Below are 16,852 nucleotides of genomic sequence, written 5' to 3' on the forward strand. Positions count from 1 at the left end.
CGCCCGGAGTGCTGCGCTCGCCGTGGAGCCGGCCCGGTGGGTCCGGCGACGTCAGAAGCCGGCGGTGGCCGCCTCGCAGACCGTGGTGTCCTGCTCGCCGGTGCCACCGCTCACCCCGACCGCCCCGACGATGACCCCGTCCGCGCGCACCGGGGCGCCACCGGCGAAGACCATGACCTTGCCGTTGTTGGACGCCTGGATCCCGTAGAACGGGCCGCCCGGCGTGGCCAGCTCGGCCAGCTCGGCGGTGTCGATGTCGAAGGCCCGGGCGGTGAAGGCCTTGTTGATGGCGATGTCGACGCTGCCCCGCCAGGCGCCGTCCATCCGCACGTGCAGCACGAGGTCGCCCCCGGCATCGACGACGGCGATGTTCATCGGCTGCCCGATCTCTGCGGCGCGTGCCTCCCCGGCCGCGACGATGCGGCGGGCGTCGTCCAGGGACAGGCTGGTCAGCTGCTGGGTCACAGGAATCCCTCCCGGTCGAGCGCCGGCCAGGGTGCCGGCGCTCTCGGCGACTGTTCCGGCCCCGGCCGGAACGCCCTCGGATTACCCGCGCCGCTGCGGTGGCCAACTCGGTTCCGGTGCCGGATCGGCGCGCAGGAGCAGCACGCCGGAGCGGCGAGGGCCGGGGGGGCCGGCACGACCGTCGAGCGCACGGGGAGGTGACAGGGCCTCGACCTGCGGCTCGCCGTGCTGTGATCCTGGTCGCTCGACACGATGGACGTGCCCGACCGGGCGGCTCCTCCGGCCACCGGTCCCAGCCGGAGGAGCAGATCGATGAGTGACGATCCGAACGGCGGCCTCGTCCGCACCCTGGGCCGGTGGGACGTCCTGGCCGTCGCCTTCGGGGCGATGATCGGCTTCGGCTGGATCGTGCTCACCGGGGGCTTCCTGGAGAGCGCCGGCACGCTGGGCGCCGCGCTCGCCTTCGTCATCGGCGGTGTCGTGGTCGCCTTCGTGGGGCTCACCTACGCCGAGTTGGTGTCGGCGATGCCCCACGTGGGTGGCGAGCACAACTACGTCCTCCGGGCGATGGGCAGCCGGCCGGCGTTCATCACGTCGTGGGCGCTGGTGCTCGGCTACATCTCGGTGGTGGCGTTCGAGGCGGTCGCCCTGCCGCAGACCATGCTCTACCTGTTCCCGGACATGCTCGCCGGCCGCCTGTGGACCGTGGCGGGGTACGACGTCTACGCCACCTGGGCGGCGGTCGGTGTGGTGTCGGCGGTGGTGATGACCGGGCTCAACTACGTGGGGGTCCGTCCGGCCGCGGTGTTCCAGGCCGTCGCGGTGCTGTTCCTGCTCGCGGTCGGGGCGGCCCTGCTCGTCGGCAGCTTCGTCGGCGGCTCGACGGAGAACATGCAGCCGTTGTTCACCGGAGGTGCCGTCGGCCTCATCTCGGTGCTGGTCGCGACGCCGTTCCTGTTCGTCGGCTTCGACGTGATCCCGCAGTCCGCGGAGGAGATCAAGCTGCCCTACCGCAAGATCGGTCAGCTGCTGCTCGTCTCGGTGGCCATGGCGGTGACCTGGTACGTGCTGATCATGCTCACCGTCGGGTCCTCGCTGCCGGTCGCAGACCTCGCCGCCTCCGAGCTGGCGGCCGCCGACGGCATGGCGGCGTTGTGGGGCAGCGACGCGATGGCCACGGTCCTGGTGCTCGGCGGCATCGCCGGGATCCTCACGTCCTGGAACGGCTTCCTGATCGGCGCCAGCCGGCTCGTCTACGCGATGGCGCAGTCGGGGATGCTGCCTGCCTGGTTCGGCCGCCTGCACCCGCGGTACCGCACCCCGGGCAACGCCCTGGTCTTCATCGGTGCGCTCTCGGTCGTCGCCCCGCTGTTCGGCCGCCAGACCCTGGTGTGGATGGTGGACGCCGGTGGGTTGAGCATCATCGTCGCCTACCTCATGGTGGCGGTGAGCTTCGTCGTGCTCCGGCGCCGCGAACCGGACATGGCGCGGCCCTTCCAGGCCCCCGGTGGGCAGGCCACCGGCGTGGTCGCGGCCGCACTCGCACTGGGGCTCGGCGTGCTGTTCCTGCCCGGCATGCCGGCCGCGCTCATCTGGCCGTACGAGTGGGTGCTCCTGGCTCTCTGGTGGGCACTGGGACTGGTGTTCGTGCTGCGGCTGCCGTCGGTGGGGCCCGGGCCGGACGCCGAGCAGCGGGTCCTGGCCGCACGATCGCGCTGACGGGGCGGTCGCCGTTCCCGCGGACCTGCAGGACCGGGCCGGTGGCCAGCGCCACGTGGGGCGACGCCGCCGGAACGGCTACGACGGATCGCTGGACCCGCCGAAGCGTTCGAGCCTGATCCACGACGGGTCGTGACCGAGGTCGACGAGTGTCGTGGCGGTGCTCTCGACGAAGGAGGTGGGGCCGCACACGAAGACCCGCGGCCGCGTCGTGGGCGCGAAGGTCTGCGCCTCCAGCATGCGGCGGTCGATCCTGCCGGTCAGACCCCGCCAGTCGGAGGGCGCCTCCCGGGTGAGCGTGATCGTCGTCTGCGGCCCCAGGACGTCGCGGGCGAGGACGTCGTCGGACGTGCGTGCCGAGTACAGCAGGCGTACCGGCGTGGAACCGCCCGTGCGCCGGTGGTGGTCGAGCATGGCGAGGAACGGGGCGACGCCGGCGCCACCCGCGACGAGCTGCACCGGGCGGTGACCCTCGGCCTGCCCTGCGTCCCGGTCCACGGCGGACGACCAGACGAAGTACCCGCCGATGGGGCCGCGCAGCTCCAGCAGGTCGTCGGAGCGCAGTTCGTCGGTGAGGTACGGCGAGACCTCGCCACCCACCAACCGCTCGACCAGCAGGTGCAGCCGGGGGTCCTCGGGGGCGGAGGCCAGCGAGTAGCTGCGCTGGGCCGTGTAGCCGTCCTCGGCGGTCAGCCGGACGTCGACGTGCTGGCCGGGCAGGTGACCCGACCAACCGGGGACGTCGAGGAGGAGCCGGTGGACGCCAGCGGTCTCGGGTCGGTTCTCGAGGACCGTGGCGCGCAGCCAGGTCAGTCGCCGCTGTACCGCTGCTCGGGCCATGGGTCCCCGCGATCGTGGTAGCCGAACGTCTCCCAGAACCCCGGCTCGTTGAACCGGGTCAACGCGAACCCGCGGAGCCACTTGGCGCTCTTCCAGAAGTAGAGGTGGGGGACCAGCAGCCGGACCGGCCCCCCGTGTTCGGGTGCGAGCGGCTGCCCGTCGTAGGTGTCGACCACCCAGGCCCGGCCGTCGGTCAGGTCGGACAACCGGTGGTTGGTGGTGTACCCGCCGTCGCAGAAGGCGAGGACGTAGGCGGACTCGGTCCGGACGTCGGCCAGCAGGGTGTCGACCGCGACGCCCTCCCAGCGGGTGTCGAACTTCGACCACTTCGTGACGCAGTGGATGTCGACCGAGACCGCCTCGCGCGGCAGTTCCCGGAACTCGTCCCAGGTCCAGCGCCGCAGGCCGTCCACCTCGCCCTGGAGCGTCAGGTCCCACTCGGCCACGGGCGTGTGCGGCGTCGGACCGGCGGACAGCACGGGGAAGCGCTCGCCGGCGTCGTACTGGCCCGGGGGCAGCCGCTCGTCCCCGCGCTGCTCCCGGCGACCGAACCCTCGAGAGACCAGTGACATGACGGCTCCTCCCTGGACGTCACCCCAGCGGTGCCGACTCTCTCCGCTCCGGCGAGCCGGGGCATCAGTCAAAGGACCACGGCTCGACCCCGGGCGGTCGCTGCTCCCGGTGGCCCACCGGCCACCTCGCGCGCGGTGCCGCTCAGGGCGTCCCTCAACGCCGCCCGGGAGGTGATGCCCAGTTTGGGGAAGACCCGGTAGAGGTGGGCACCGACCGTCCGAGGCGAGAGGTACAGCCGGCTGCCGATCTGCTTGTTGGACAGACCCGAGGCGGCCAGCATGGCGATCTGGTGCTCCTGCGCGGTCAGTGCCCCGGCGCCCCGGTCACCGGTGGCGCCACGGTGGGTCAGCCCCGTGGCCCGCACCTCGTTGGACGCCCGTGTCGCCCACGGTCGCGCCCCGAGGTGCCGGAACGTCTCCAGCGCCGCGGTGAGCTGCACGCGGGAGGCGTTCGTCGCGCGGCTGCGGCGCAGGTGCTCGCCGTAGGCGAGCTGGACCCGCGCGCGTTCGAAGGGGTACTGCTCGGCCCCGGGGACGGCCAGCGCCTCCTCGAAGCGCCGGGACGCCTCCTCACCCGATGCCACGAGAGCTGCCGAGCCCGCCTTCACGAGGGCGAGCTTCGGCCGGCCGGTGAAGATCGGAGCCCGCTCCATGGCCGCCAGGTGCGCCGCGGCTTCGGGACGACGGCCCGTGCGCACCGCCGCCTCCACCAGGTCCATGGCGACGGCGAGGCCGACCGGGGCGTAGGGGGCGAAGCCGCCGGCCTGACTGACCGCGCTCAGTTCCCGGTAGGCGTCCTCGAAGTTCCCGCGTCCCAGCGCGGCCAGCCCGCGGACGCGGCGGGCGAAGTCCTGCAGCAGGCGGACCGCTCTCGGCGCCGACCACGCGACGAGCTCGTCGGCCAGCGCCTCCGCCGTCCCGTCGTCCCCCCGCGCGGCCGCCAGGAGGGCCGAGCAGTAGACGCCGGTCAGGGCGACGAGCCGGTAGCCCAGCTCCTCTCCCCAGGCGCGGCCCTCCTCGGCCGTGCGTCCGGCCTCGTGCCAGCGACCGCCGTCGAACGCGTCGTGGCACAGCAGCATCAGGGCGTTGACGGCCGAGGCGGCCGCGCCGCCCTGCCTGCCGTCCCTGACCACCCTCCGGAGCGCCGGCCGGCAGCTGGAGAGGCGGTCCGCGTAGAAGGCGGCCATGCCCACGCGGACCACGTGGGTGGGATCGACGCCGGTGTGCGCCGAGACGATCAGCTCGTCGAGCTGCTCGAGTGCCGCCGGTGCCGCGCGGACGGGGTCGGCGAACACCGTGCGCGACACCGACAGCACCGGCGGGACGTCCGGTCCCAGGGCATCGAGCGCCCACTCGAAGGGTCGCCAGAGCTCGTCCCGGCCGCCGAAGTGGCACACCAGCATGAGGCTGTGCAGGGCGTCCTCGACCGTGACCGCGTCCGATCCGGAGTCGAGCGCGTACTCGACGGCCCCAACGAGCATGCGGTGCGCCGTCTCGACGTCGCCCTCCCCGTTGAGCAGGTGGTGGGCGGCGGCCACCGCGACCTCGAGGGTCCCCGCCGGGCGGGGATCGGCCGTGCGGACCGCGGACAGCAGCTGGGGCACGTTGCGCAGGTCCCCGGTCGTGTCGGCACCCACGAACGCGGCGGCCGCCAGCCGACGGGCCCGGTCGGGACCGCCCGGTGTGAGGTCTGCGGCCCGGAGGAGGGCGTTGACGGCACGGATGGCGTCCCCCTTGTGCCGTGCGCGGTGCGCCGCGCTCTCGAGGAGGTCGGCGGCGCGGGCGTCGGCGCCCACGACGGCCTCGGAGAGGTGCCAGGCGCACTCCTCCGGCCGGTCGACCAGGACCTGGGCCAGGGCGCCGTGCGCCCGTCGGAGCTCACCGCTCGTCGACGACTCGACCGCCGCCGACCCGATCAGCGGGTGCCGCAGGGTCACCCGTCCCGCAGCCAGGTCGATGCGCAGCAGCCGTGCCCGCTCGGCCGGCGCCAGGTCGTCGAGCCACTCGTCGGAGGCCGCCGCCGCACGCAGGATCCGGAGGTCCCCCGTCCCCTCGAGGGCTGCGAGCAGCAGCAGTCCCCGGGTCCTCTCGGGCAGGCCGGCGAGCTGCTGGGCGAAGGCCCGCTGCAGGTGGCTGCTCAGCGGTAGCGCCGACGGGAGGGGGGCGGACCCGGCGCGCTGCGCCTCGGTCATGACCGCAGGGAGCTCCAGCAGGGCGAGCGGGTTGCCCTCGGACGCCGCCAGGACGCGCCGGTGGATCTGTGCGCCGAGCACGGGGAAACGGGTCCGCAGCAGCTCCGCGGCCGCGTCCTCGCCCAGCGGGGACACCTCCAGCTCTGGCAGACCTGCCTGGAGGAGATCGCAGTCGCTGCCCGTCCGCGCCGCGGCCAGCAGGCCGATCCGGCTCCTGTCCAGCCGGCGGGCGACGAAGCCGAGGACCCGGACGCTCGGCCGGTCCAGCCACGGCACGTCGTCGACGACGACCAGCACCGGGCGGGACTCCGCAGCCCGCGCGAGCAGACCCAGGACGGCGGTCGAGACGAGCAGCCGGTGGGGTGGCGGCCCCGCCCCGAGGCCGAGGGCCACGACCAGCGCGTCCCGCTGCGGCTCGGGGAGCGCCTCGAGGTGGTCGAGGAGCGGCAGCAGGAGCTGGTTGAGGCCCGCGAAGCCCACCTCTGCCTCGAACTCGACCCCCGCGGCCTGCAGGACGGTCGCGTCGGCTGCCGCGGCGTCCCGGACCACCGTGTCGAGCAGGACCGTCTTGCCGACGCCGGGCTCCCCGGTCACCACGAGGACGGCGCCGGTGTCCCGCGCCCGGTCGAGGAAGGAGGCCAGGGCCGCGCACTCGGCCGACCGGCCGAAGAGGCCCGCGTCGGCGGTGCGGACGGAGGCGAGCGCGTCTGGCAACGGAGTCCCCTCCCGCGCGTCCCCGGCGGTGCCGGGTCCCGAGCCCTCGGTCGTGGAGGTCGCTGGTTCGGTCGTCCGTGTCTCGGTGAGAGTGTCTCTCACCCAGGGGGCGGGCCACCAGGGACCTCGGGCCCGGGGAGGGCGCCACCTCCAGTCGGATGACCGATGCACCGGTGTGGTCGGTGCTGCCACGGTCGCCTCGCCCGGCGGACTCCGGGTACCGGGAGGGCCCGGACGACCCGCTCCCGGTGGAGGGCGTCCCTGCTCCGGCCCGAGGAGGTGTGCGGTGGACCCGTTCGCCTTCGGCACCGACGGGACCGATCCCGAGGAGGACTCCGGCGTCCTGGAGCCGCAGGACACCCTCGAGGAAGTCGGCGTCGCCGACGTGCTCGACACCGGCTGGTCCCCGGCCGAGCGCCCGTGGGCGGTCACGGACTGGGGCACCACGGAACGCGAGGAGCTGGCCGGCGAGAGCCTGGCGGGTCGACTCGCCCGTGAGGTCCCGGAGCAGCAGCCGGCCGAGGGCGACGGACTGGGGGACGCCTCCGACACCGACGGCGAGCTCATCGACGACGAGGTCGGCGGCCGCCGCGCGGGGCGGCTGGTGGAGACCGTCGAGCGCTGGGGCGACGTCGAGCCGGAGCTGTACGCCCTCGATGTGGGCATCGACTCGGGGGCGGCCTCCGCGGAGGAGGGGGCGGTGCACGTCGTCCCCGAGGCGGACGACGGCTGGTCCTCCGGCTGGACGGATCGATGACGCGGCACGTCGGAGTGGATCGGAGGGATGTCCCGTGACCGGTGTCCCGGAGACGGGTGATCGGCGCCTGGACGGCAACGCAGCGGGCGGTGTCCTGCGTGAGGTCTTCGCGGTGGACCCGACGACGGCCGTCTCGACCTGCGCGCACTGCGGACGGCCGGCGCCCCTGGGTGAGCACCTGGTCTACGCCGACGCGCCGGCGCTCGTCGTCCGGTGCCCGGGCTGCATGCAGGTCGTGCTCCGGTGCGCCTCCGACGCGGCGGGCCTGCGACTGGAGATGACCGGGGTCCGGCTGCTGCGGATGACCCCTGCGGAGGGCGCCTCCGGGTGAGGCCGGGCGCGCTCGGGCCGTCGGGACCGGGACGCGGTCCCGACGGGCCGAGCGGCAGGCGACCGCTACGCCGAGACGGCCTGGAGCGCCTGCCGGATGACCTCGGTGACGACCTGCGGCTGGGAGACCATGATCACGTGGGAGCCCTCCGCCTCGGTCACCGTGGCGCCGGCCCGTGCGGCCATGGTCCGCAGGACGTCGCTGCCCGCCGCCTTGTCGCCCGTCGGGATGACGGCCCAGGACGGCAGGCTCTTCCACGCCGGCGCCGAGGTCGGCTCCCCGAAGGCCAGGGCCGAGACGGGCCGCTGGGTGGCCGCCATGACGCGGGCCTGCTCCTCCGACACGTCGGAGGCGAAGGCGTCGTGGAACCGGTCCGGGTCGATCGCGAACTCGGTCTGCGTCCCGGAGTCGCCGGTCGGGTAGCTCCACTGGAGCAGAACCGTGGTCAGGACGCTGTCCTTCGAGTCGGCCTCGACGTCCTGCAGGGTCTCACCCTCGTCCGGCGCGAAGGCGGCCACGTAGACCAGTCCGACGACGTTGCCCGCCCGCAGCGCGGCGTTGGTGAGAACCGCCCCGCCGTAGGAGTGACCGACCGCGAGCACCGGGCCGTCGATCTGGGAGAGGGCGCCGGCCACGTAGGCGGCGTCGTGGGAGATGCCGCGCAACGGGTTGGGGACGGCCCGCACCCCCACCCCGTCCGCGAGGAGCTGGGCGACGACGTCGTTCCAGCCCGAGCTGTCGGCGAAGGCGCCGTGGACGAGTGCGACGGTCGGCTGCGCGCCGTTCGTGCTGGTGGCCTCGGTCATGGTGATCTCCTCCGGGACTGGTCGGCGGAACCTGAGGTGGCACCTGGCGTGCCCCCGTACGTCGGGGACGGCGTGCCGCAGGCGAGGACGTTGCTCCGGCGTCCGGGCCGTCGCATCGGTCAGGTGACCCGATGCTCGACCGTCGGGTCAGGCGGACGCGGCCGGCCCGGTCGGGCTCCGGTGACCGGCGTGGAAGTCCTGGATCGCGGAGAGCGTCTCGTGCGGTCTCTCCTCGACCATGAAGTGGCCGCAGTCGATCACCCGACCGGTGACGTCGTCGGCCCACTCCCGCCAGATCGCGAGGGTGTCGTACCAGGCCTCGAGCGCGTCCCTGCCCGCCCAGAGGACCTGTGCGGGGCAGGTGATCCGTCGCCCGGCGGCGCGGTCCTCGTCGTCCTCCCGGCGGTCGCAGGTGGCCCCGGCCCGGTAGTCCTCGCACATGGCCTCGATGGCCGCCGGATCCCGGGCGCAGCGGATGTTGTCGGCCACCGCCACCGGGGGGAACCGGCGGATGGCGCCACCGAACTCGGCGTCGAGGAAGAAGAAGTCGGGATCCCGTCCGATGAGCCGCTCGGGGACCGGGGAGGGCTGGGCCAGGAAGGCCCAGTGCCAGTAACCGAGGGCGAAGCGGGCGTCGGCCCGCGCCCAGACCTCGCCGGTCGGGATGACGTCCATCACCGTGAGCCGGCGGACCACCTCGGGGTGGTCCAGCGCCGTCCGGTAGGCGACCCGTCCTGGGGGCAGGGGTCGAGGCGACCGCAACGGTGCAGCGTGCCCGGGGGGCCGGTCGTGGCGCATCGGTCAGGCGACTGCTCGCGGAGAACCCGCACGTCGGTGAGGGCCCGGGCTGCGGGGTGACAGACTCGTCGGTCGTCCGGATCGGCCCACCGCGGGAACAGGAGGGCAGCGGCATGCCGCCGACCAGTCCGGTGGCCGGCTCCCGGGAGCAGCGCCGTGCCCGGATCGAGAAGACGGCGCTGGAGCTCTTCCGCACGAGGGGTTTCGACAACGTCACGGTGGAGGACGTCTGCGCCGTGGCGGGCGTGGCTCCGGCGACCTTCTACCGGCACTTCGGGACCAAGGAGGAGGTCGTCTTCGCCTATCGGGAGGACTTCACCGCGGCGCTCGGCAGGGCCCTCGACGCCTCCGCGCACGTCCCGGACGCGAAGCGCCTGCCGGTGGTCCTCGGCGAGTTCGCGGCCTACCTGGAGTCACAGCAGGACCTGCTCGCGCTGCGGGATCAGATCGTGCTGGGACACCCGCGGCTCATGCAGCGGACGCTGACGGTCCAACGTGACGTGGAAGGTGCGCTGGCGGCGGGTCTCGCGCGATTGCGCGGCTCGTCGACGCCCGACTCGGCCGCCCTGCTGGAGGCCGGCGCCGGCCTCCTCGTGCTCCGTGTCGCCCTCCGGTCGTGGCGGGCGCAGGGCGGGGGATCGCTGCTGACAGCCACACAGCAGACGCTCGTGCGACTGCGGGAGGTCGTCTCCGGCCTGGCCATCGGTGACGGGTGAGTCCGGGCGGCCTACCCGAAGGTCAGGGCGTAGACCGCCACGCCGGGGTCGAGGAACTCGACCTCGAAGGCCCCGCCGGTGACGGGGCCGTGTCGACGGAGGAGCTGGTACAGCCGGGGTTCGGTGACCGTGCCGGAACCGGTGCTGTCGACGTCGAGGCCGTGGTCGGTGCCCGGGTCCCGGCCGTCGAGCTGCACGCGGAACCGCACCGTCGCCCCGGCCGGCGGCGCCACGACCAGGTGGAGGTCCCGGGCGTGGAAGCGGCACGTGAGTCGTCCGCCGGGCTCGCGGGAGGACGACGACTCCGCACCGACCGTCCAGCTGCCGGCGAGGGACCAGTGGCCGAGTCGCAGCCGCTCGGCCGCGGTGTAGGCGTGCGGCCGGTCCGGCACGACGTCGGGCGAGGAGGCGAACCCGGAGGTCCGGTCGTAGCCGAGGTAGGTCTCCGCGGAGCGGAGCGTGTCCCAGTCGGCGGGGGCCTCGATGCCGCGGGCGTCGACCGGCACCGGCTCGGGCCCGAGGTCGCCGGCCCCGGCGTCGCGCAGGAGCTGCCGGAGGACCCGCTCGTCCTCCTCGTAGCCGCCCTCGCCGAAGCTGTGGTGGCGGAGGCGCCCTGCGGCGTCGACCAGGTAGCGGGCCGGCCAGAAGTGGTTGTGGAAGGACCGCCAGACCGCGAAGTGGTTGTCGATCGCGACCGGGTGGCCGATCGACCGGGCCGCCGCGGCACGGCGGACGTTCTCCACGTCGTGCTCGAAGGAGAACTCCGGTGAGTGCACGCCGACCACGACCAGCCCGGAGTCCCGGTAGACCTCCTCCCAGGCGCGGACGTACGGCAGCGACCGGAGCCAGTTGATGCACGTGTAGGTCCGGAAGTCGACCAGCACCACGCGACCGCGCAGGTCCGCGCCGGTGAGCGGCGGTGAGTGGAGCCAGTCCGTCGCTCCGGCGAGGGAGAACTCGTCCTCGGCCGGCCACCGGGCGTCCTCGCCGTCGGCCGGCCCGCGGTCCTCGGCCCGGACGGCGTCGTGGCGGAACCGCTGCCCGAGACGGCGGGCGGCGTCGAGCAGGTGGTCGTGGGATGCCATGGCCGGCGTTCCTCCCGGGATCGGCGCTGACTGCGGTGGGCGACACGCGGCCACCCACCGTCGGGGCACGGTCGCTCAGCGGACGGACCGGAACGCGGCGCGCAGTTCCTCGGCGAACAGCTGCGGCTGCTCCCAGGCGGCGAAGTGGCCGCCCCGGTCGACCCGGTTGTAGTGGATCAGGTTCGGGTACGCCTGCTCGGTCCAGCTGCGCGGAGCCTCGTACTGCTCACCCGGGGAGACGGTCACGGCCACCGGGATCGACACGCCCTTGGCATCGAAGAAGCCGCCCCGGTACTCCCAGTAGAGGCGGGACGCGGAGACCCCGGTGTTCGTCAGCCAGTAGAGCGTGATGTTGTCGAGCACCTCGTCCCGCGTCAGCTCACCGGTCGTGCTGGTGTGCCGGTCCAGGGCAGTGACGACCGCCGCGGCCGGCTGGCCGTCGGCGTCGTTGTGGTCGAGCAGCCAGGCGGCGAGCCCTACAGGTGAGTCGGCGATGCCGTACAGGGTCTGCGGGCGGGCGGCCATGTACCGGGCGTACTCCACCTGCCCGAACGTCCGGATCAGCTGCTCGTAGGCGCGCTGCTCCTCGGCGGACAGCCCGGCGGGCGGCGGCTGGCCCGCCAGCGCGGCGGCGTTGACGTCGGCGGGCACGGTGGCCGGCATGTTGGTGTGGACGGCGAGCAGCCCCTCGGGCGCCTGCAGGCCCATCTGGTCGACGACGAAGGCGCCCCAGTCGCCGCCCTGGGCGACGTAGCGGGGATAGCCGAGGCGCTGCATGAGGTCGGCCCAGGCCCGGGCCATGCGCTCGGGGCCCCAGCCGGTGCTCGTCGGCTTGGCCGAGAACCCGTAGCCGGGCATCGACGGGACCACCACGTGGAAGGCGTCCGCGGCGCTCCCGCCGTGCGCCGTCGGGTCGGTGAGCCGGTCGACGATCTTGAGCTGCTCGATCACCGAGCCGGGCCACCCGTGGTTGACGACGATCGGCAGGGCGTCCTCGTGCCGGGACCGGGCGTGGATGAAGTGGATCTCCAGGCCGTCGATCTCGGTGGTGAACTGCGGCAGCGCGTTCAGCCTCGCCTCGCAGGCGCGCCAGTCGTAGTCCGTCGCCCAGTGGCGCGCCAGCTCCTGCATCACGGCGAGCGGCACGCCCTGCGAGTGATCCGAGACGGTCTCCGCCTCGGGCCACTGCGTCGCGGCGATGCGTCGTCGCAGGTCGGTGACCTGCTCCTCGGGGACGTCCACGTGGAAGGGGCGGATCGCCGTGGCGCCCGTCGGCTTCTCGGCTGTGAGGGACATGTGCGGCCTCCGTGGTCCGGGGAACGGCAGGAAGCCTGGCGGTGCCCCGGGCGCCGCGCGCCCGTCGTGGTCCCTGGTCCGTCCCTGGTCCTCCGTGGGGGATCTCCCCGTCGACCCGGGCGGGCTGCACGTGGCGGCGGGACGACTGCCGGTCGCCGTCGGGACGGACCTCCAGGTGCCGGCGTCGTCGTCGGGCGGCCGGGCGAACACCGACGGGCTGTCGACGCAGGGGTCCGGCTCGTGGTGGCTCCCTTCGACCCCTGGGATGCACCGTCAGCACGGACGACGCCGGCCGGATCGACGACAGCCGTTCCTGGGGACGCGGTCCCCAGGGGCTGCCGTTCCACCGCGATCGCGCCCCGACCGTGTGCGCTCCCGACGGTAGGGGCGCGCGGCTGCGTCAGGCCCGGACGGCCGCCGTGCGGAGTTCGAGCAGCGCGTGCAGGAACGCCTCCGAGAAGGTCGGGAACGGCTGGATCACGTCCTCGAGCACTTCCAGGGGCACGCGGGCCCGGATGGCGAGGGTGGCCTGCTGCAGCCACTCGCCGGACGCGGGGCCCAGGGCGTGGGCCCCGGTCAGGCGGGTCCCGTCGGAGACGAGCGTGAGGAAGCCGGGCTCGGTGTCGTAGGAGCGGGTGTAGGTCGCTGTCCGCGCCACCTGCGACAGCGGGACGGTGACCGTGACCGGGCCGTCGGCGGCCCCCACGGCGGCGGCCTCGGGATCGGTGTAGGTCACCCGCGGGACGGCCGAGTAGTCCACGGCGCGCGGCCGGCCCAGGATGTTCGACGCCACCACGCGGGCCTGGTACTTGCCGACGTGGGTCAGCGGCCAGGGGGTCATCACGTCGCCGACGGCCCACAGCCCCTCGCGGGCGTTCATCCGGGCGTCGAGGCGCAACTCCTCGATGCCGACGGTCTCCAGGCCGACGTCGTGCACCCGGGGACGCCGGCCGGTGGCCACGAGCAGCCGGTCGCCCCGCAGCGGTTCCCGGCCGGGGAACTCGAGCACGAACTCGCCGTCCTCGTGCCGCGCCGCGGACACCATCTGGCCGAAGTGCAGGCCCACGCCCTCCGCCGCGAGCGCCGTGCCCAGCGCCGTTCCCAGGGGCCGCGGCTCGCGGGGGAGCAGGTGGTCCATGCCCTCGACGATCGACGCGGTGCCGCCCAGGCGGGTGACGGCCTGAGCCATCTCGACGCCGACCGGGCCGCCGCCGAGGACCAGCAGGTGGCGGGGGACCTCGGTCATGCTCGTCGCCTGGCGACTGGTCCAGAAGCCGGGCAGCTCGCGCAGGCCGGGCACCGGCGGGATGAAGGGGTCGGAGCCGGTGGCCAGGACGACGTGGGCAGCGGTGTGGACGACGTCGTCGACCCGCACGCGGCCGTGGCCGGCGAGCCGGCCGTGCCCGCGGATGACGTCGATGCCCTCGCCCTTGGCCCACGCGGCGGCACCCGAGTCGTCGTAGGAGGACACCATGAAGTCCCGCCAGGCGAACGCGGCGGCCGGGTCGACCGGGCCGGTCACCGCCTCGGCGGCGCTCGGTGCCCGCCGCGCCGCCGCCAGTGCCTCACCGGGCCGCAGCAGGGTCTTCGACGGGATGCACGCCCAGTACGAGCACTCCCCGCCGACCCGTTCCCGCTCGACGATGGCGACCTTGAGGCCGCCTTCGGCGAGCCGTGCGGCGCAGTGCTCTCCCGGGGCTCCGCCGCCCACCACGACGACGTCGTAGTTCATGACCGCTCCCCGGACGGGTCGCCGCTCCGTCCGGCGGCCGTGCCTCCCGCCGGGAGGACCGCGCGCATCTGCTGGGCCCAGGCCGCCGAGGTGACGTCGGGACCGACCGGCTCGACCAGGACCAGGTCGCTGGTCGCGTTGTCCGTCCGCAGGCGGAGGATGTCCCGGTACTCGGGCGAGTCGTACCACTTCCTGGCCGTCTCCCGGTCCGGGAACCCCATCAGGACGACCGAGCCGGGCCAGGCTCCCTCCAGCACCTCCACCTCCCCGTCGAGGACCAGCCACCTGCCGCCGTAGGGCAGGAAGGTGGCCTCGACCTTCTCGAGGTACCCGAGGTTCTCCGGCTTCGGGAGGCCCGGCACGCGGAGGTGGTTGACGAGGTACGTGGTCACGGTGGCTGCTCCTCGCGTCGGTACCGGCCAGGGGTACGGAGTGCCTCGACGGTCGCGGTCCGGGACGTCCCGTCGCACCCGTGGAAGTCCCTGGTGTCCCCGCCCCCACGGCCCGGTCGGCTCCGTGCCGCCGTCGGGACCGCTGTCCACGAGGAGCCCCTCGAGCACGCTGGTCCCTCCGACCGTGCGTCGGAGCGCGGTCGGCGCGGACACGGGGGTGCCGGAGCAGGACGTGGCCGCCCGACGGCGGCCGTCGTGACGTGCACACGGCACGCCGACGACGACGGACCACCGGTCGGTCAGCGCGGGGCGCCCTCGATGACGAGGGTGGCGTCGGCGACGGCCTCGTCGGTGGTGCGGCCCTGTTGCCGCGCCAGGACGTAGCCGGCGTACCAGTCCGACCAGTGGTGCGGCGGCCCCACCGGCTCGTACTCGCCGTGGTGCTCCTCGGCCTCCCGGAGCAGGCCGGCCAGCGTTGCGACGTCCATCTCGTCCTCCTCGGTGCGTGCGACGGGGTGTCCGGCCGGAGCTCGCCGGTCAGCGGCCCGGCAGGCGCGTCGTGAGCTCTTGCAGCACCCACGTGTTGCCGTCGGGGTCGGCGAAGGTGGCGTAGGAGGCGTAGCTGCGGCGCTCGGGGTCGGGCCCTGGCGCGTGCGTCGCGGGGTCCGCGCGCACCGCCAGCCCTCCGCCGGCGTCGTGGAAGATCTCGCTGACGTCCGCACCGTGCTCGACCAGTTCGGCGCGGGCCGCCTCGACGTCGGTGACGGCCAGGAGCATGCCCGCGATGGAGCCGGGCGGCGCGGGCGGCAGGCCGATGCCGAAGTGGATGGAGCACGCCGAGCCGGGTGGCGTCATCTGGATCACGTGGAAGCCCTCGTCGACGAGGACGTCGGCGTCCTCCCGCCATCCCAGTCCCTTGTAGAACTGCTTGGCCCGGTCGACGTCGGAGACGGGTACGACGACGGCCTCGAGCTTCATGTCCACGGTGTGCTCCTCGCCCTCGCGGGAGTCGGCACCCGGTCGATGCCGGCTCGGACACGCTCGCGCGGCCGTGCCCCGCGTCGCCCCAGGGGGACTCCCTGGTCTGCTGACCGGTCGTCGGCGCAGCGCTGGAGGTCTGCGGGTCCACGCAGGCCGACCAGGGAGGCACCAGGGGATCTCCCTGGGGCGACGGGCGGCCCGGAGCCGCGACAGTCGACCCCGAGGGGCCCGGTCGGCGGAGGCGTGTGGAGGCGCGACACCTCGTCGCCATGACCGACACCTCCTGGACGAGGCGTCAGTGGTCGCCGTCCCCGGCGCTCGACGAGAGGCGGTGACGCCATGCGTTCCGACATCGTTCCCGGCGGCGTCTTCCCCGACTACGCGTTGCCCGACCACGCCGGGACCGTCCGCACGCTCGGCGAGCTCCAGGGCCGCGATCCGCTGGTCCTCACGCTGGCGCGCGGCCACCACTGCCCGGAGGAGCACCGGCAGCACCTCGAGCTGGCGGCGTTCCAGTCGACGATCGCGGTGGCCCACACCGGGATCGTCACGATCGCGACGGACGACCACCACACGCTGCAGGAGTTCCGGGCCTCGGTCGGCGCCCGGTGGGCCTTCCTCTCCGACCCCGGGCGGATCGTCCAGCAGGACCTCGACATCCAGGAGTACACCGACCCCGAGAACGACCCGATGATCCCGCACACGCTCGTGCTCAAGCCGGGCCTGGTCGTCCACACGGTCTACAACGGCTACTGGTTCTGGGGCCGCCCGTCGGTCCAGGACCTCTGGCAGGACCTGCGCGCGGCCACGGCCGAGATCCGCCCGGACTGGGACCTGAGCGCGCCGGGGCTCCGTGAGGCCTGGGCCGCCGGCGACCGGTCGCCCTTCCACGGGTGGGACGGACGGGCCCGTGCAGCTCTCGCCACGACCTGAGGGACGACGGGGGTCGGGCACGGATCGCGGTCGGGCACGTGTCCGGTCGGCCCGCGCACGGCCCGCGACAGCGGAGGAGGTCCCGATGGACGAACACGAGGCACGCGCCGTGATCCAGGCCCACTTCGACGCCTCGAACGTCGGGGCCGCCGGCGGCGGACAGGGGGACGAGATCGTCCGCGCCTCGCAGATCTACGCCGACGACGCCGTCGTCGAGTGGCCGCAGGGCGGCGAGCGGCTCCGCGGCAAGGCGGCCATCATCGGGTTCCGGTCCACGTACCCGGCCCGCCAGCGGTTCGAGCTGCACCGGACCACCGGCTGCCACGACCTCTGGGTGAACGAGTACACCATCCACTACGACGACCGGCCGGTGATGGTCGTCGGGATCATGGAGTTCCGCGACGGCAAGGTCGTCCGTGAGCGGATCTACTTCGGCGATCCCTGGGAGCCGCCGTCCTGGCGCGCCCGGTGGGTCGAGCGGTTCGACCCTCGTGGGCAGGAGCCGTCGGCCAGCGCGTGAGCC

18 protein-coding genes are annotated in these 16,852 nt (G+C 74.0%); 6 read left to right on the plus strand and 12 right to left on the minus strand.

Going from position 1 to position 16,852, the window contains the following annotated elements:
* Positions 1-51: 51 nt before the first annotated feature.
* Positions 52-465 (minus strand): GlcG/HbpS family heme-binding protein, encoded by a 414-nt coding sequence (locus tag BUB17_RS03650; RefSeq protein ID WP_072913415.1) that lies wholly within the window; start codon positions 463-465, stop codon positions 52-54.
* 312 nt (positions 466-777) lie between these two features.
* On the opposite strand from BUB17_RS03650, the gene BUB17_RS03655 reads away from it, so the two are divergent.
* Entirely contained in the window at positions 778-2,184 is a 1,407-nt protein-coding gene (locus BUB17_RS03655) for an APC family permease (protein ID WP_072913419.1), read from the plus strand.
* Between the two features lie 78 nt (positions 2,185-2,262).
* Here BUB17_RS03655 and BUB17_RS03660 read toward each other — a convergent pair whose 3' ends face one another.
* From BUB17_RS03660 to BUB17_RS03670, 3 genes are all read right to left on the minus strand, one after another.
* The gene (locus BUB17_RS03660; RefSeq protein WP_072913422.1) at positions 2,263-3,024 is read right to left on the minus strand and encodes an FAD-binding oxidoreductase; all 762 of its coding nucleotides are present in this window, start codon (positions 3,022-3,024) and stop codon (positions 2,263-2,265) included.
* The gene (locus tag BUB17_RS03665; protein ID WP_072913439.1) at positions 2,994-3,596 is read right to left on the minus strand and encodes a molybdopterin-dependent oxidoreductase; all 603 of its coding nucleotides are present in this window, start codon (positions 3,594-3,596) and stop codon (positions 2,994-2,996) included. The genes BUB17_RS03660 and BUB17_RS03665 overlap by 31 nt, the downstream gene beginning before the upstream one ends.
* Positions 3,597-3,664: 68 nt before the next feature.
* Positions 3,665-6,502 (minus strand): helix-turn-helix transcriptional regulator, encoded by a 2,838-nt coding sequence (locus BUB17_RS03670; RefSeq protein WP_072913442.1) that lies wholly within the window; start codon positions 6,500-6,502, stop codon positions 3,665-3,667.
* Between the two features lie 286 nt (positions 6,503-6,788).
* Here BUB17_RS03670 and BUB17_RS03675 point away from each other — a divergent pair, with 286 nt between their 5' ends.
* Both BUB17_RS03675 and BUB17_RS03680 read left to right on the plus strand, forming a co-directional pair.
* Positions 6,789-7,259 carry a DUF5709 domain-containing protein gene (locus tag BUB17_RS03675; RefSeq protein WP_072913445.1) on the plus strand — a complete coding sequence of 157 codons (471 nt, stop codon included), beginning with the start codon at positions 6,789-6,791 and terminating at the stop codon, positions 7,257-7,259.
* Between the two features lie 34 nt (positions 7,260-7,293).
* Positions 7,294-7,590: a DUF6510 family protein gene (locus tag BUB17_RS03680; protein WP_072913449.1), complete on the plus strand. Its 297-nt coding sequence runs from the start codon at positions 7,294-7,296 to the stop codon at positions 7,588-7,590.
* A gap of 65 nt (positions 7,591-7,655) precedes the next feature.
* Here BUB17_RS03680 and BUB17_RS03685 read toward each other — a convergent pair whose 3' ends face one another.
* Both BUB17_RS03685 and BUB17_RS03690 read right to left on the minus strand, forming a co-directional pair.
* Positions 7,656-8,396 carry an alpha/beta fold hydrolase gene (locus tag BUB17_RS03685; protein ID WP_072913453.1) on the minus strand — a complete coding sequence of 247 codons (741 nt, stop codon included), beginning with the start codon at positions 8,394-8,396 and terminating at the stop codon, positions 7,656-7,658.
* A gap of 147 nt (positions 8,397-8,543) precedes the next feature.
* A complete protein-coding gene (locus tag BUB17_RS03690; RefSeq protein WP_175561262.1) occupies positions 8,544-9,158 on the minus strand; it encodes an alpha/beta fold hydrolase in 615 nt (204 codons plus the stop codon).
* 149 nt (positions 9,159-9,307) lie between these two features.
* Here BUB17_RS03690 and BUB17_RS03695 point away from each other — a divergent pair, with 149 nt between their 5' ends.
* Positions 9,308-9,910 (plus strand): TetR/AcrR family transcriptional regulator, encoded by a 603-nt coding sequence (locus BUB17_RS03695; RefSeq protein ID WP_072913456.1) that lies wholly within the window; start codon positions 9,308-9,310, stop codon positions 9,908-9,910.
* An 11-nt stretch (positions 9,911-9,921) separates the two neighbouring features.
* On the opposite strand, the gene BUB17_RS03700 is transcribed toward BUB17_RS03695, so the two are convergent.
* From BUB17_RS03700 to BUB17_RS03725, 6 genes are all read right to left on the minus strand, one after another.
* Positions 9,922-10,995, minus strand: a complete 1,074-nt coding sequence (locus BUB17_RS03700; protein ID WP_072913479.1) for a thioredoxin family protein — start codon at positions 10,993-10,995, stop codon at positions 9,922-9,924.
* Between the two features lie 75 nt (positions 10,996-11,070).
* Positions 11,071-12,291 (minus strand): epoxide hydrolase family protein, encoded by a 1,221-nt coding sequence (locus tag BUB17_RS03705; protein ID WP_083605997.1) that lies wholly within the window; start codon positions 12,289-12,291, stop codon positions 11,071-11,073.
* A 400-nt stretch (positions 12,292-12,691) separates the two neighbouring features.
* Positions 12,692-14,023 carry a dihydrolipoyl dehydrogenase family protein gene (locus BUB17_RS03710; protein ID WP_072913482.1) on the minus strand — a complete coding sequence of 444 codons (1,332 nt, stop codon included), beginning with the start codon at positions 14,021-14,023 and terminating at the stop codon, positions 12,692-12,694.
* Entirely contained in the window at positions 14,020-14,415 is a 396-nt protein-coding gene (locus BUB17_RS03715; protein ID WP_072913486.1) for a DUF1330 domain-containing protein, read from the minus strand. Before BUB17_RS03715 ends, BUB17_RS03710 begins: the two co-directional genes overlap by 4 nt.
* Before the next feature lie 299 nt (positions 14,416-14,714).
* Positions 14,715-14,903 carry a bleomycin resistance protein gene (locus BUB17_RS03720; protein ID WP_072913489.1) on the minus strand — a complete coding sequence of 63 codons (189 nt, stop codon included), beginning with the start codon at positions 14,901-14,903 and terminating at the stop codon, positions 14,715-14,717.
* 49 nt (positions 14,904-14,952) lie between these two features.
* On the minus strand, positions 14,953-15,393 hold the full coding sequence (locus tag BUB17_RS03725; protein ID WP_141242894.1) for a VOC family protein: 441 nt from the start codon (positions 15,391-15,393) through the stop codon (positions 14,953-14,955).
* A 342-nt stretch (positions 15,394-15,735) separates the two neighbouring features.
* Here BUB17_RS03725 and BUB17_RS03730 point away from each other — a divergent pair, with 342 nt between their 5' ends.
* Positions 15,736-16,329 (plus strand): redoxin domain-containing protein, encoded by a 594-nt coding sequence (locus tag BUB17_RS03730; RefSeq protein WP_072913513.1) that lies wholly within the window; start codon positions 15,736-15,738, stop codon positions 16,327-16,329.
* 85 nt (positions 16,330-16,414) lie between these two features.
* Positions 16,415-16,849: a nuclear transport factor 2 family protein gene (locus BUB17_RS03735; protein WP_072913516.1), complete on the plus strand. Its 435-nt coding sequence runs from the start codon at positions 16,415-16,417 to the stop codon at positions 16,847-16,849.
* The last annotated feature ends 3 nt before the right edge of the window (positions 16,850-16,852 follow it).

It is taken from the genome of Geodermatophilus obscurus (assembly GCF_900143215.1).
Classification (GTDB): Bacteria; Actinomycetota; Actinomycetes; order Mycobacteriales; family Geodermatophilaceae; genus Geodermatophilus; species Geodermatophilus obscurus_A.

Excerpts from the sequence above, each read along its gene's own strand:
- BUB17_RS03655 (WP_072913419.1), top strand. The coding sequence starts at position 778 with ATGAGTGACGATCCGAACGGCGGCCTCGTCCGCACCCTGGGCCGGTGG.
- BUB17_RS03660 (WP_072913422.1), bottom strand. The coding sequence starts at position 3,024 with ATGGCCCGAGCAGCGGTACAGCGGCGACTGACCTGGCTGCGCGCCACG.
- BUB17_RS03665 (WP_072913439.1), bottom strand. The coding sequence starts at position 3,596 with ATGTCACTGGTCTCTCGAGGGTTCGGTCGCCGGGAGCAGCGCGGGGAC.
- BUB17_RS03685 (WP_072913453.1), bottom strand. The coding sequence starts at position 8,396 with ATGACCGAGGCCACCAGCACGAACGGCGCGCAGCCGACCGTCGCACTC.
- BUB17_RS03695 (WP_072913456.1), top strand. The coding sequence starts at position 9,308 with ATGCCGCCGACCAGTCCGGTGGCCGGCTCCCGGGAGCAGCGCCGTGCC.
- BUB17_RS03700 (WP_072913479.1), bottom strand. The coding sequence starts at position 10,995 with ATGGCATCCCACGACCACCTGCTCGACGCCGCCCGCCGTCTCGGGCAG.
- BUB17_RS03705 (WP_083605997.1), bottom strand. The coding sequence starts at position 12,291 with ATGTCCCTCACAGCCGAGAAGCCGACGGGCGCCACGGCGATCCGCCCC.
- BUB17_RS03710 (WP_072913482.1), bottom strand. The coding sequence starts at position 14,023 with ATGAACTACGACGTCGTCGTGGTGGGCGGCGGAGCCCCGGGAGAGCAC.
- BUB17_RS03720 (WP_072913489.1), bottom strand. The coding sequence starts at position 14,903 with ATGGACGTCGCAACGCTGGCCGGCCTGCTCCGGGAGGCCGAGGAGCAC.
- BUB17_RS03725 (WP_141242894.1), bottom strand. The coding sequence starts at position 15,393 with ATGAAGCTCGAGGCCGTCGTCGTACCCGTCTCCGACGTCGACCGGGCC.
- BUB17_RS03730 (WP_072913513.1), top strand. The coding sequence starts at position 15,736 with ATGCGTTCCGACATCGTTCCCGGCGGCGTCTTCCCCGACTACGCGTTG.
- BUB17_RS03735 (WP_072913516.1), top strand. The coding sequence starts at position 16,415 with ATGGACGAACACGAGGCACGCGCCGTGATCCAGGCCCACTTCGACGCC.